Raw genomic sequence first — 14,150 nt, 5'->3', positions numbered from 1 at the left:
AAATAAGTGACTTGTCAGTTGCTTTGAGTAGGTGTTAAACCTATGATGAAATCGTGTTTGGATTCAGCAGATTGTAAGGTTATAAAAAATGAATGAAATACAAAACACTAGTGAAAAGGGCTTTACTTTAATAGAGCTTATGATTGCTGTGGCAATTTTAGGGATTATCGCGAGCATTGCTATTCCAAACTATTTTGAACATGTTAAGCGAACAGCGAGAACAGAGGGGATCACTGCTTTGCTTGATGCAGCAAATAAACAAGAGCAATATTTTGTAGATAATCGTGAATACACGACTTCTCTAGGAGATCTTGGTGTCGCTGAGAGAACAGAAAACAATTTTTATAAGCTAAAGGCGAGTGTTGATAATAATGCGGGTACCTTCGAATTTGAGGCTACTGCTGAATCAGGGCCACCTCTAAAGGATACAGAATGCACAAAGTTAATAATCACAGATACAGGTCTCAAAAAGTCTGAAGGCTCTGCTGATTCGAGTACGTGTTGGGGCAAGTAGCCTCAACACTTATCAGTATCAATTACTCTGGCCCTGCCGATTGGACTAATTGTTATAGAAAGCCCTTTGAGGCTTTCTTTTTTATACTCAGGACAATATAAAAACGTGCCGTTATTCAGTGCCATAGGTATACCACTTGGTCCAAAGGTTACCGAGTTGCGGGGATAAGTAAACATATCCAGTGAGTTAATTGCTTCAAGCTCAAGCAAAATAGTATCGCTATTCTCAAAGATACCAATGTTTCCTCTATCAACAAATACGGTAAGCGATTTATGCCAAAGTTTCTTTTCGCAGCGATTATTGTTGAGCGCACAGAAGGTAACACGACTTCCACTAGATTGTGCTTTTAATCGAGCAAAGTGCAATGCTCTTTTAATTTCATGGACTCGGTTGTCTAGTCGGTTTTTTGCTAGTATTGGCTTGAATTCAAATAACGCAAAATGCAACAGCAAGGATAAAATCGCTATTAAAACCATGCTTTCTATGAGAGTAGCGCCTTTACAACAGCGTATAAAATGTAATGTCCTCATCCTTGAAGACTCCCAATAATGACTGTTATTTTAACTATATGCTCAGTAGAGGGGTTGTCAATTTTAGCACATTAATTACAGCCATCTGTCGTACTGCCGCGATATAAAGCAGTACCAGATTTTAAAATCTCAAGTTGTTTATTGTTATCATCATTAGCTTTAGAAGGGCAGTAAGTGAATTTTCCTGCGTTTGAAGTGAGCATACCGCTGGTATCAAACATTAAAGAGCGATCCCCTGAAAATGCTAACTTACTATTATCAGGTATTTCTTCCATAACTCTTAAAATGATATCGCCAACTCTTGGGTTATAAACGCCATTTTGATTCGAATCGAAAAAGACGAATACAGTACCTTGACTCCAATCGTTTAAGCATGGGACTCGTCTATTTCTTTCAATTCTTGACGTGTTTCCACTACAAACAACCACAATAGCATCGCTAGTAGTAGCTTTTGCTCTGGCAAAACTTAAATTGCGTTTAAGCTCTTGCAAATAGCTTTCCGCTCTATCATTTTCTAGTAGGTCTGAGCTATCCCAGATCGCAATAGTTGCAATAATACCTACAATAGCAATCGTGACCATTAACTCCAATAATGTAAAACCCTGTTGCAATGATTTCATTGTTGTCTCTATTTTGAATCACTTTGTTTAATAATATCATGATTGCTGATTTAATCACCGTAATTCATAGCTTTGTTTGCCATCAGCAATGGGATTGTCTAAAATCGAGGCAATCGAGAAATAATAAGTAACCCGAAAATGAAAAAAATCGAAGCAATTATTAAACCATTTAAGCTTGATGATGTGCGCGAAGCATTATCAGATGTGGGCATCACAGGGATGACGGTAAGCGAAGTGAAAGGCTTTGGCCGTCAAAAAGGACACACCGAGCTTTATCGCGGTGCTGAGTACATGGTGGACTTTTTACCTAAGGTAAAACTAGATATCGTATTAAGCGACGAAGATGTTGACCGTGCTATCGATGTGATCGTTAAAACATCGCAAACAGGTAAAATTGGTGACGGTAAAATCTTTGTAACTGACGTTGAGCGTGTTGTACGTATTCGTACCGCTGAAGAAGATGAAGACGCTATTTAATTCCAACTGAAACTCGCACCTTGAGCTGGTTTGGGTATATTTGATCGCAAACATTAAAAAAGGCGCCTTAGGCGCCTTTTTTGCTTTTAGTTATTTTTAACGCTTATTAGCTTCACGTGTTGCTTTAGCGTGTTCACTTAGTTCAGGTAAGCCAAGTTTGTTGTAGCTTTTTTCCATGATCTCAAGTGCTTGATCAAGGTAGCTGCTCTGTGAGTAGTGTTCAACTACGTATTTACCACGGTTTGCTGCAGCAAGGTACGCCTCTCGCTCATAGTAGTATTCTGCAACTTTTAACTCGTAGCGCGCCATTTTATTAAGTAACCATACTAAACGCTTTTTTGCTTCTGGTGCATAAGCACTGTTAGGAAAACGCTTTAAAAGCGTCGATAAATCAGTAAACGCAACACGAGTGCGGTTTGCATCCCTGTCAGCACGGTCTACACCAAAATATTCTTGGAATGCGTTTTCATCGGCTTTGATGTTTACCAAGCCACGCATGTAGTACATGTAATCTAAATCTTTGTGGTTTGGGTTTAAGCGAATAAAACGGTCGATTGTTGCGAGTGCTTGCTCAGTATTACCTGCTTGATAATGCGCATACACTAAGTCCATTTGTACTTGTTTTGATAAAGGACCAAAAGGGTAGCGAGAATCAATCGCACTTAATAGCTCAATTGCACGCGCATATAAGCCAGAATCTAATGTTTGTTTTGCATCTTCATATAAAGCTTGCGCAGATTTATTAGGAACGCGTTGGATATCTTCTTGATCGGGTGCTGATGAACAGGCACCTAAGCCAAGTACAGATACTGAAAAAACTATGGCGAACGCACGTTTCCCTATTTTATTTATCATTTTATTTCTTACCTTCGATGTCTTCGGCTAGGCCAAGTGAGGAAAACCGAGTAAACTATACGTATTATATTAAAGCGATTCTAACCCAGTCGAGCACAGCTTGCACTGGTAAATTGGGTAAAGTTACTAATGTCAGAGCAAATTTCTCTCCAAGCCGAGGTTCCAATTGACCTTGGCGGTAAACGTCTAGACCAAGTATTAGCGCAATTGTTCCCTGATTATTCTCGATCACGTATAAAAACGTGGATTTTGGATGATAAAATCACTGTAAACGGTGAAATATTAAACACACCGCGCGAAAAACTACTCGGTGGCGAAATGGTGAGTGTAGAAACAACCATCGAAGCCCCTCGTGAATATGAGGCACAAAATATCAAATTAAACATCGTTTATGAAGACGATGATATTTTGGTAATTAATAAACCAATGGGATTAGTCGTTCATCCAGGTGCGGGTAACCCAGATGGCACGGTATTAAATGCTTTGCTACACCATTACCCAGACATCATGAATGTGCCTCGTGCGGGTATTGTGCATCGTCTAGATAAAGACACCACAGGTTTAATGGTAGTGGCGAAAACTATTCCGGCACAAACACATTTAGTGTCTGCTTTACAAAAGCGTGAAAACTTCACTCGTGAATACGAAGCAATTTGTAATGGCACAATGACTGCTGGTGGCATGGTTGAAAAACCAATTGGTCGTCATGCGACAAAGCGTACTCACATGGCCGTGCATGAAATGGGCAAACCAGCGGTTACGCATTATCGTGTTGCAGAAAAATTCCGTGCACATACACGCTTACGGTTACGTCTAGAAACAGGCCGTACTCACCAAATCCGTGTACACATGGCTTATTTAAATCATCCATTAGTTGGCGATCAACTGTATGGTGGTCGTCCGCGTCCGCCAAAAGGTGCTACACCTGAGCTGTTTCAAATGCTACGCGACTTTAAACGCCAAGCATTACATGCTGTTAAGCTATCAATTGCACACCCAATTACGGGTGAGCTAATGACTTGGCAAGCGCCAATTCCAGATGATATGGCTGCAATGACAGAAGCATTACGCGCTGATACTAAAGCAAACCCAAATATCGAGTTTTAAGCGTTATGATCACACCAGCATGGACAGCCCCAAACACAGTTAGCGCACTGAGCACCATCCGACAGGGCGGTGTTTCAGTTGCACCCTTTGATAGTTTTAATGTGGGTTTACATGTTGGTGATGATGAGCAAGCCGTGCTTGCAAATCGCGCCTTACTTACAAATCAGCTGCCGAATCCTGCTGTGTGGTTAAACCAAACACATAGCAGTGATGTAATCGTGATTGATGAAAAGTCTGACTTAAGCCAAGTACGCGCTGCTGATGCGCTTTACACCCGTTTAGTAAAGCAGCCGCTTGCTATAATGACTGCAGACTGTTTGCCGGTATTACTTTGCTCGAGTTCAGGCGAAGAAGTCGCTGCTGTTCATGGTGGCTGGCGTGGTTTAGCGCAAGCTATATTGGCAAACACGGTTTCGCATTTTCAAGCGCCAGCAAACGATATTATTGCTTGGTTAGGCCCCGCTATTGGTCCTTCGCAATTTGAAGTCGGGCAAGACGTTAAAGATAGCTTTTGCTTACAAAACCCTGTGCATCAACAAGCCTTTACAGCCAAACATGAAAAATACATGGCTGATATCTACTTACTGGCACGTCAGCAACTGGCACAATTAGGCGTGGTTAAAATATATGGTGGTGAGTACTGTACTGTCACTGATAAATCACAGTTTTTCTCTTATCGCCGCGACGGACAAACAGGCCGAATGGCTAGCTTGATCTGGCGCAATTAATACGCATTTTATACGCATTTTATACGATTAAATTTTCTTCTTTTACTTGAACAAATCACTAAGCATACCCATTAATTAAGCAATTAGATTTTTTAATAGGTAAACCCTTATGCGTTTAGATAGATTTACAAGTAAATTTCAATCTGCGCTTTCAGATGCGCAGTCATTAGCACTTGGGCGCGATCATCAATTTATTGAGCCTGTGCATTTAATGTATTCATTGCTTCAGCAAAATGGTTCAAGCGTGCGTGCATTACTTGCACAAGCAGGTGTGAGTGCTGATGAGTTAAATACCAAGTTATCTCAAGAAATCGAGAAACTGTTTAAAGTTGAAGGTATTGGTGGCGATGTTCAGCTGTCAAATAACCTGATTTCGTTAATTAACTTATGTGATAAATACGCTCAAAAACGAAAAGATAAATTCATTTCGAGTGAGTTATTTGTCCTTGCCGCGTGTGATGATAAAGGCCCTTTAGGCGAGATTTTTAAAGCGCTGAATATTACTTCTAGCAAGATTGAATCTGCAATTGAAGCCATTCGTGGCGGCCAAAAAGTAGAAGATCCAAATGCTGAAGAAACTCGTCAGGCATTAAAAAAATTCACTATCGATTTAACTGAGCGAGCAGAGCAAGGTAAGCTTGACCCCGTTATTGGCCGTGATGACGAAATTCGTCGTACTATCCAAGTATTACAACGCCGTACTAAAAATAATCCGGTGTTAATTGGTGAGCCGGGGGTAGGTAAAACGGCAATTGCCGAAGGCCTTGCGCAACGAATTATCAATGGAGAAGTACCTGAAGGCTTAAAAAACAAGCGAGTATTATCGCTTGATTTAGGTGCTTTGGTTGCGGGTGCTAAATACCGTGGTGAATTTGAAGAGCGTTTAAAATCAGTATTGAATGAACTTGCCAAAGAAGAAGGTCAAGTCATCCTTTTTATTGATGAAATTCATACTATGGTAGGCGCAGGTAAAACAGACGGTGCAATGGATGCGGGTAATATGTTAAAGCCTGCACTTGCCCGTGGTGAGTTACATTGCGTGGGTGCCACAACCCTTGATGAGTATCGTCAATACATCGAAAAAGATGCGGCACTTGAGCGTCGTTTCCAAAAAGTGTTTGTTGATGAACCATCGGTTGAAGACACCATTGCGATTTTACGTGGTTTAAAAGAGCGTTATGAGCTGCATCACTCAGTTGATATTACCGATCCGGCTATTGTTGCTGCGGCGCAGTTGTCGCACCGTTACATCAGCGATCGCCAATTACCAGATAAGGCAATAGATTTAATTGACGAAGCGGGTTCTTCAATTCGTTTGCAAATTGACTCAAAACCTGAGTCTTTAGATAAGCTAGAACGTCGTATTATTCAGTTAAAACTGGAAGACAATGCGCTGGCGAAAGAAAAAGACGAAGCGAGTCAAAAGCGCCGCACCGAAATGCAAGAGCTGATCACTGAACTTGAAGCACAATACCGCGAGCTAGACGAAGTGTGGAATGCCGAGAAGGCCTCATTGCAAGGCACGCAAGTTATTAAAGCTGAGCTTGAGCAAGCGCGCCTTGATTTAGAAGTGGCACGTCGTGCTAGTGATTTACAGCGCATGTCTGAACTACAATATGGTCGTATACCTGAGCTTGAGCGTAAACTCGACCTTGCTTCGCAAGCTGAAATGCAAGAAATGAGCTTGCTTAAAAACCAAGTAGGTGAAGACGAAATTGCGGAGATTTTATCGCGCTGGACAGGCATTCCGGTATCGAAAATGCTGCAAGGTGAACGTGAAAAACTACTGCAAATGGAAGATCAATTACATCACAAAGTGATTGGTCAAGATGAAGCCGTTGTCGCTGTTGCGAATGCAATTCGTCGCTCTCGCGCTGGGCTTGCTGATCCAAATCGCCCAATCGGTTCATTTCTATTCTTAGGCCCAACAGGGGTGGGTAAAACTGAGCTGACAAAAGCGCTAGCCAGCTTTATGTTTGACACTGAAGATGCCATGGTGCGCATTGATATGTCGGAGTTTATGGAGAAACATTCGGTGGCACGTTTAGTCGGTGCACCTCCGGGTTATGTTGGCTATGAAGAGGGCGGCTATTTAACTGAAGCTGTACGCCGTCGTCCGTATTCAGTCATTTTATTGGATGAGGTCGAAAAAGCGCACCCTGATGTATTTAACATCTTACTGCAAGTGCTTGATGATGGCCGCTTAACAGATGGTCAGGGCCGCACCGTTGATTTTAAAAATACGGTGATCATCATGACCTCTAACTTGGGCTCAGATATAATCCAAGAGCAAGCAGGTTCAAATGATTATGCCGGGTTAAAAGAAAAAGTGATGGGTGTATTGGTGAGCCAGTTCCGCCCTGAGTTTATTAACCGCATCGACGAAACTGTGGTATTCCACCCACTTGCTAATGAGCATATTAAAGAAATTGCTGATATTCAGTTAAGTAAGCTACGTGAGCGATTAACTGAAAAAGGCTACATTCTTGAAGTTACAGATGCAGCTTTAGACCGCATCGCTGAAAGTGGTTTTGATCCAGTCTATGGGGCAAGGCCTTTAAAACGTGCTATTCAACATACCATTGAAAACCCATTAGCACAGCGATTATTAGGTGGGGATTACCAACCAGGTGCCATCATCCATATTGATGCTGATGAGAATGGACTTGTTTTCTCGAGTCGCTAATTTGCCTAAAAAATAAAAGCCGCATCATTTATGATGCGGCTTTTTTGTATTAATCAGCTTTAAACTTTAAAGGTTAACAGCATATCGTTAACTTTGCGTGACCCTTCAACAAGCCCCGCTGCATCTTTAGCCACGTTGTAGCTAAGCTTTAAGTTCTCTTCGCTGTGTCCTTTTATGCTTTCTACATTTTCGCGTATATCGGTGCTGACAACTTGTTGTTCCTCAGCAGCCGTCGATATCTCAGTCGCAAGGCCTGATATTTCATCAATTTGCGCGAAGATGCTCGCTAGCTCAGTTTGAGTGTGAGCAGTCGTATCAACACAACTATCTGCTTGCGCTTTAGTTGATTGCATTACTTTAGACCAGCTAAATAAAGTATCTTGAATTTCTTTAATTGAGCTGTGAATTTGCGAAGTTGCATTTTGAGTACGTGAAGAAAGTGCGCGTACTTCATCTGCTACAACTGCAAAACCACGGCCATGCTCACCTGCACGTGCTGCTTCAATTGCTGCATTCAGCGCTAATAAGTTTGTTTGTTCAGCAATGCCTTCAATCTCAATCATTACTTGGCCTATTTTGTCAGCTTCACTAGCAAGAGAGTTAGCAGTAGTGGCAGCTTGCTCTACTTGGTTAGCTAGATCAGACACCATGCTACTGTTATCTTCAATATGCAGTTTGATATCGTTACAGCTTTGATAAGTTGTCTTAACCTTATCAGCTGTATGATGAGTATTAGCAGAAATTTCGCCAATCGTTGCGCTCATTTGCGTCATTGCTGTGGCAATATCACTCAAACGTTGACTTTGTGCAGCAATGCCTTGCTCAGTTAGTGACGATTGTTTATCTAAGCTGGTGGCAATATTTTTAAACGAGTAAGTAGAGTCTTTAACACGACCGAGCACCGTTCTGAGCTTTGCAAACAGCATTTGCTGATTAAAGGCAGCAATGCTAAATGGATGTGATCCTGAATAGACATACCTTGATACTGAATCAAACTCTGCACGTTGCTGCTTTAAATGGCTAGGCGTAACAACCAGTTCGTCATAATTTAGAGCAAAAAGTAGCGCTATAAGCGCACATGCGGCTAAAGCAATCATCCATGACGCGGCCACAGCTAAACCAACAATACCTGCAACTAATAAAATCGCAGACACTATTTGTCTTAGTGAAATATTCTCACGCAATGATGCGATTGATTTACCATCATTAATTTTAGTGTAGAGCGCTTTTGCACGGCTCTTTAATTGCTCAGTTGGTTTGGTACGTACAGATTGATAGCCAACTAACTGCCCATGTTCGTAAATTGGCGTTACGAACGCATCGACCCAATAGTAGCGACCATCTTTGCAGCGGTTCTTCACCATGCCACGCCAAGAGTGACCTTGTTTTAGTTTTTCCCACATCTCTTTAAATGCCGCTTTAGGCATATCTGGGTGGCGTACTATGTTATGGTTTTTTCCGAGGAGTTCTTCTTCGCTGTAACCAGCAATAGCACAAAATTCCTTATTTACGTATGTGATAACACCACGTAAGTCAGTGGTAGAGACAAGCTCTTGATTGTCAGAGTATGTTACTTCCTGATTAATGATTTCTTGCCCACGACGCATATGAGTCCTTGAAATATACTTTTTTATGGTGCGCGGATTATAAACTCAGAAAAATGTAAGGGAAGAGCTTGAAGATTGATCTTTGTTAAACTTTTAAAAATTGTTTAAGAGAATTGATCTAGAACAATAACGAAGCAGAAAAAATATGGTTGCTCTAGTTCTTTAGTATTGGATGAAAGAATTGTTATCTTGTTTCGGTCTTTGTTTGCACTAATAAAATTTATACTCGTCACTGCGGTCACTAAAGCAATTGTATAATATGACTCACAGTGGCAAGATTAACTTTCAGTGTAAGGACTTTTCAGAAACTTATAATTGGCTCTTGAGTAATTATTTTTAGCCCCCATACACTTAGGATTAAAGCCACCTGGCTCGAGGAAGCATTTTTGATAAAACATGATTTAAATAAAACGCTAGCAGCGTTAACAGCTCAATTTCCTAACGCAATTAATGGGATTAAACGTGGTATCGAGCGAGAAGCTTTAAGGATCAAACCAAGTGGTCACATATCAAAGCTGGGGCATCCAAAAGGCGTGGGGAGTGCGCTAACTAATGAGCATATCACGACTGACTTTTCTGAATCTTTGCTAGAATTTATCACTCCAGTGAGCACATCAGCTGAGCAAACCCTAGCCCAGCTAAAAGACTTACAAAAGTTCACATTGTCACATATGAATGATGAACTTCTATGGCCGATTAGTATGCCATGTTTTATTGAGCATCAAGACGACATTGTATTGGCGCAGTTTGGTGATTCAAATATAGGGCGTATGAAAACACTTTATCGTGAAGGCCTTAAAAATCGTTATGGCAGTATGATGCAAGCGATTGCTGGTGTTCACTTTAATATTTCATTTCCTGAAACCTTATGGCAGAGCTTATATCAGCTAAATGAAAGTAAAGTAAGCTTGTCGGACTTTATATCACAAGGTTATTTAGGTCTGATCCGCAATTTTAAGCGTGAGCTTTGGCTTATCAGTTATTTGTTTGGTGCTTCACCGGCTTTGTGTAATTCGTTTCTACAAGGGCGTGAAACAGATTTACCCTTTAAAAAATTAGGTAAAGGCACGCTTTATTTAGAAGTCGGTACAGCACTACGTCTGGGAAATCTTGGCTACACAAATAGTGCACAATCGTCTTTACGTGTTATGTATAACTCATTAGAAGAATATGTGGCTGGGTTAAAAGAAGCAATCCACTTATCTTCGGATTTGTATGGTCATCTTGATGATTATAAAAGTGCCGAACCAAAGCAGCTAAACAAAAACATACTGCAAATCGAAAACGAGTTTTACTCGCCAATTCGTCCTAAGCGTAATGCAGCTTCGGGTGAAACACCGACTGATGCGTTGTTACGTGGCGGTATAGAATATATAGAAGTACGTGCATTGGATGTTAATCCGTTTAGTGAAACTGGAATTGATCTACAGCAAATTCGCTTCTTAGATGTTTTCTTAACCTATTGCCTATTAAGCGAATCTCCAGAAATGGATTGGCAAGAGCAAAAATTAAGTACTGCAAATTTAGATGCGGTCGTTAATGATGGTCGTGATCCAGAGTTAATGTTAACAAAAGAGGGGCGGGCTACTAGCTTAACTGAGTGGGCGCATGCTATTTTTGATAAATTACACCCAGTAGCACAGTACATGGATAAAGCTTACGGTGTGAGCTATTACTCTGAAACTATAAAAGAAATGGTAACCTGGGTCGAGGATCCTAGTAAAACCTTTTCTGGTAGATATGTAGCAGCACTTGCAAATGAAAACCAGGATAATGGTCATTTCGCTTTAGCACTTGCACAGCAGTACAAGCAAAGTCACCTTGATGCAGATTACCAATTTTATGATCAAGCATTTTTGGCAGAGCAAGCGGCTGACTCGGTGCTTAAAGAGCGTGAAGTTAAAGCGGCAGACAGTGTATCTTTCACTGCATTTTTAGATGACTATTTTTCTAAAGCTTAGTATGTTGTAGGCATAAAAAACGCAGCCTAGGGAGGCTGCGTCAAAGATTCTTCAGGGATGAAACAATGCTATACTGCTGCATTCATAAGTTCAGACTGACCTGACGAGAAAAAGTTCAGCGAGATCCATAAAAAAATGAAAAAAAGTATAATTATTTTATCGCTGGCCGCATCATTGGCTGGTTGTGCAACGGCTCCTCCTGAGCAACCTCATGATATTTGTAAAATTTTTGAAGAAAAACCCGATTGGTATTACGATGCCCGTGATGCACAAGAAAAATGGGGCTCGCCAAAACATGTACTGATGAGCATGATGTATCAAGAAAGTTCATTTCGTCATGATGCAGCGCCGCCAATGGAGTACTTCTTGTGGGTAATTCCAATCGGCCGTGCCAGCTCGGCATATGGCTACTCACAAGCAAAAACCCCAACATGGTCTGATTACATTCGCGAAACAGGTAATAGCGGTGCAGACAGAGATGATTTTGACGATGCAATCGATTTTATGGCTTGGTTCGTTTACAAAACCCATAAAGTAAATGGTATATCAAAGTGGGATGCCTATGCGCAGTACCTTAATTATCATGAAGGGTGGGGCGGCTATAAGCGAGGCACTTACAAAAGTAAGAAGTGGCTAATGAGTGTTGCAAATAAAGTTAAACATCGAGCAAGCCGCTATGGCGCTCAACTTAAAAAATGTGAAGCAGATTTAGATAAGAACTGGTTTGAGCGTTTATTTAGTTAATACATAAATAAAAAGCCCGCATCAATTAGCGGGCTTCTTTTTCTTTATTTACCAGGAAACTGGTGAATATGAACATCCCTTTGCGGGAATGGAATAGTAATATCAGCAGCGTCGAAGGCAATTTTAACTCGCTCGTACAAGCCAAAATACACTGGCCAGTAGTTATCAGACTCCACCCACGCCCATACCAACATGCCGATATGGCTTTCACCGTGCTGGCTAACATGAACAGATGGTTTCTTATCTTCAATGTCTTTTAATACCAAATCATAATCATCAAGCACGCTCATAAGCACATCACGTGCTTTATGAACATCATCTCCGTAACTAATACCAAATTCGATTGCAACACGGTGTAGAGGTTCTGCGAACTTATTCTTAACGCAGCCGTTTGATAGCGTGCCATTAGGGATAATGATTTTTTCATTGTCGTAGGTGAGTAAAACGGTGACAAAAATTTGTATTTCAACAACTTTCCCCATATAGCCTTGTGCTTCGATTACATCACCCACTTTAAAAGGTTTAAAGAATAAAATAAGCACGCCACCTGCAAAGTTAGCAAGGCTACCTTGCAGTGCCATGCCCACCGCAAGGCCAGCGGCACCTAGCATTGCAATAAATGACGTGGTCTCTATACCAATCATCGAAGCAACAGAGATCAGTAATAGTATTTTTAGAATGACTGAGATAAAAGAGACTAAAAAGTGCGTAAGGCCAACTTCGAATTTGACCTTATTCATTGATTTTTCAGCCATATTGGCAATACGACCAATTAGCCACCAACCTATGATTAGAACCAAAATTGCCAGAATAAACTTCGGCCCGTAAAGCATCAGTAATTCAATGGCTTGGTTATAGATTTTCTCGATTGATATTTCGTCCATTATTTTCCCTTTTATATCAATATATGCAAAAGAAAATAATAGTAGAGGAATTTGTGTTTGGTTGTGCGGGTTAGCTTTTAAAATGTGAATCTTCAGAGGTAATTAAGCTATAAATAACAAAAAGGAGTAGTAAGCTACTCCTTTTGTTTAAGTTTAATTAGCAGTCAGTCAGTGCGTTTACTTGGAATAACTTTAACTAACTTCACCATATTTTCTTTTATCTCAATAACTTCAATAGGGTAGCCGGCAATACGCAAGCTTAGGTTTGAGTCTGGGATGTCCTCTAAGTATTCAACAATTAAACCACTTAGCGTTTTCGGGCCATCAATCGGTAGCTCCCAACCCATTTCTTTATTTAAATCACGAATATTAGCACCGCCATCAACAAGTACTGAGCCATCATCTTGCTCTGTTACTTCTTCACTCGGTGTACGCGTTTGCGTTGTAGTGAAATCACCCACAACTTCTTCAAGAATATCTTCAAGTGTTACTAGACCTTGAATATCACCATACTCATCCACGACTAAGCCAATACGCTCTTTTGATTGCTGGAACTTAAGTAGTTGCGTGTTCAGTGATGTGCCTTCAGGGATAAAGTAAATTTCACGTACTGCACGCAGTAGTGATGGTTTATCAAACTGCTCTTTAGTTAATAGGCGCAGTGCATCACGTGAGTGAATAAAGCCAACAGCATCATCAATTTGATCACGATACAACAAAACGCGAGTGTGTTGTGCATGAGTAAGTTGGCGGCTGATAAGCTTCCAGTCATCATTGATATCGATAGCAACAATTTCGTTGCGTGGGATCATGATATCTTCAACAGTGACTTGCTCTAAATCTAAAATTGAAGTCAGCATACTTTGGTGGCGAGCAGGTAATAGTGCACCTGATTCGTTCACCACAGTTTTTAATTCTTCTTTACTTAAGCTGTGCTCTTCAATTTGTGCTGTGGTAATACCAAACAAGCGTAACATGCCGTTAGTCATCCAGTTTACGATAACCACAAACGGGAAAAGGATTTTCAAAAGGCCTTTAAGCACAATTGAACTTGGAAAAGCAACCTTCTCTGGGTAGAGCGCAGCAAGTGTTTTTGGCGTTACTTCGGCAAAGATTAAAACAACCAGCGTTAGCGCGCCGGTTGCAATAGCGATACCGAGATCACCATACAAACGAATACCAATAATCGTTGCAACCTGTGCTGCTGCGATATTGACAAGGTTATTACCAATTAAGATCAGACCAATGAGTCTGTCAGGGCGACTTAATAGTTTGCTGACGCGCTTCGCTGCACGGTGATCTTCTTTAGCAAGATGACGCAGGCGAATACGGTTGATTGACATAATTCCAGTTTCAGAACCAGAAAAATAAGCAGAAATAAGTATCAATAATCCCAATATAATAAACAGGGTACTAGTCGATATGTCGTCCAAGGAT

At 40.9% G+C, this 14,150-nt stretch carries 13 protein-coding genes; 7 read left to right on the top strand and 6 right to left on the bottom strand.

All coding sequences use genetic code 11. From position 1 onward, the window contains the following. Positions 1 to 88 precede the first annotated feature (88 nt). On the top strand, positions 89 to 514 hold the full coding sequence (locus CWB80_RS05860) for a type IV pilin protein (protein ID WP_138601518.1): 426 nt from the start codon (positions 89 to 91) through the stop codon (positions 512 to 514). 2 nt (positions 515 to 516) lie between these two features. On the opposite strand, the gene CWB80_RS05855 is transcribed toward CWB80_RS05860, so the two are convergent. Both CWB80_RS05855 and CWB80_RS05850 read right to left on the bottom strand, forming a co-directional pair. Next, the gene (locus CWB80_RS05855; protein WP_171041493.1) at positions 517 to 990 is read right to left on the bottom strand and encodes a GspH/FimT family pseudopilin; all 474 of its coding nucleotides are present in this window, start codon (positions 988 to 990) and stop codon (positions 517 to 519) included. A gap of 125 nt (positions 991 to 1,115) precedes the next feature. Next, positions 1,116 to 1,664 carry a GspH/FimT family pseudopilin gene (locus CWB80_RS05850; RefSeq protein WP_138601524.1) on the bottom strand — a complete coding sequence of 183 codons (549 nt, stop codon included), beginning with the start codon at positions 1,662 to 1,664 and terminating at the stop codon, positions 1,116 to 1,118. A gap of 138 nt (positions 1,665 to 1,802) precedes the next feature. On the opposite strand from CWB80_RS05850, the gene CWB80_RS05845 reads away from it, so the two are divergent. Beyond that, on the top strand, positions 1,803 to 2,141 hold the full coding sequence (locus CWB80_RS05845; protein WP_054551748.1) for a P-II family nitrogen regulator: 339 nt from the start codon (positions 1,803 to 1,805) through the stop codon (positions 2,139 to 2,141). Positions 2,142 to 2,237: 96 nt separating this feature from the next. On the opposite strand, the gene CWB80_RS05840 is transcribed toward CWB80_RS05845, so the two are convergent. After that, entirely contained in the window at positions 2,238 to 2,996 is a 759-nt protein-coding gene (locus CWB80_RS05840; RefSeq protein ID WP_054551747.1) for an outer membrane protein assembly factor BamD, read from the bottom strand. Between the two features lie 129 nt (positions 2,997 to 3,125). Between CWB80_RS05840 and rluD the strand changes: the two genes are divergently transcribed. From rluD to clpB, 3 genes are all read left to right on the top strand, one after another. Then, positions 3,126 to 4,103, top strand: a complete 978-nt coding sequence (rluD, locus tag CWB80_RS05835) for a 23S rRNA pseudouridine(1911/1915/1917) synthase RluD (protein ID WP_138601527.1) — start codon at positions 3,126 to 3,128, stop codon at positions 4,101 to 4,103. Positions 4,104 to 4,108: 5 nt separating this feature from the next. Then, positions 4,109 to 4,831 carry a peptidoglycan editing factor PgeF gene (gene pgeF / locus CWB80_RS05830; RefSeq protein ID WP_138601530.1) on the top strand — a complete coding sequence of 241 codons (723 nt, stop codon included), beginning with the start codon at positions 4,109 to 4,111 and terminating at the stop codon, positions 4,829 to 4,831. A 109-nt stretch (positions 4,832 to 4,940) separates the two neighbouring features. Then, positions 4,941 to 7,517: an ATP-dependent chaperone ClpB gene (gene clpB, locus CWB80_RS05825; RefSeq protein ID WP_138601533.1), complete on the top strand. Its 2,577-nt coding sequence runs from the start codon at positions 4,941 to 4,943 to the stop codon at positions 7,515 to 7,517. Between the two features lie 59 nt (positions 7,518 to 7,576). Here clpB and CWB80_RS05820 read toward each other — a convergent pair whose 3' ends face one another. Next, positions 7,577 to 9,124: a methyl-accepting chemotaxis protein gene (locus CWB80_RS05820; RefSeq protein WP_138601536.1), complete on the bottom strand. Its 1,548-nt coding sequence runs from the start codon at positions 9,122 to 9,124 to the stop codon at positions 7,577 to 7,579. A 386-nt stretch (positions 9,125 to 9,510) separates the two neighbouring features. On the opposite strand from CWB80_RS05820, the gene gshA reads away from it, so the two are divergent. Continuing rightward, positions 9,511 to 11,085 carry a glutamate--cysteine ligase gene (gene gshA, locus CWB80_RS05815; protein WP_054551742.1) on the top strand — a complete coding sequence of 525 codons (1,575 nt, stop codon included), beginning with the start codon at positions 9,511 to 9,513 and terminating at the stop codon, positions 11,083 to 11,085. A 135-nt stretch (positions 11,086 to 11,220) separates the two neighbouring features. After that, positions 11,221 to 11,829, top strand: coding sequence for a transglycosylase SLT domain-containing protein (locus CWB80_RS05810; RefSeq protein WP_054551741.1), 609 nt, complete (start codon positions 11,221 to 11,223; stop codon positions 11,827 to 11,829). A 44-nt stretch (positions 11,830 to 11,873) separates the two neighbouring features. On the opposite strand, the gene CWB80_RS05805 is transcribed toward CWB80_RS05810, so the two are convergent. Then, positions 11,874 to 12,713 carry a mechanosensitive ion channel family protein gene (locus tag CWB80_RS05805; RefSeq protein ID WP_138601540.1) on the bottom strand — a complete coding sequence of 280 codons (840 nt, stop codon included), beginning with the start codon at positions 12,711 to 12,713 and terminating at the stop codon, positions 11,874 to 11,876. Positions 12,714 to 12,877: 164 nt separating this feature from the next. After that, on the bottom strand, positions 12,878 to 14,146 hold the full coding sequence (locus CWB80_RS05800) for an HlyC/CorC family transporter (RefSeq protein WP_138601544.1): 1,269 nt from the start codon (positions 14,144 to 14,146) through the stop codon (positions 12,878 to 12,880). Positions 14,147 to 14,150: the final 4 nt, after the last annotated feature.

The organism is Pseudoalteromonas sp. S1650, assembly GCF_005887195.1.
Classification (GTDB): Bacteria; Pseudomonadota; Gammaproteobacteria; order Enterobacterales; family Alteromonadaceae; genus Pseudoalteromonas; species Pseudoalteromonas simplex.
Note: the sequence above shows the minus strand (reverse complement) of the source record. Positions and strands in the feature narration are given on the sequence as shown.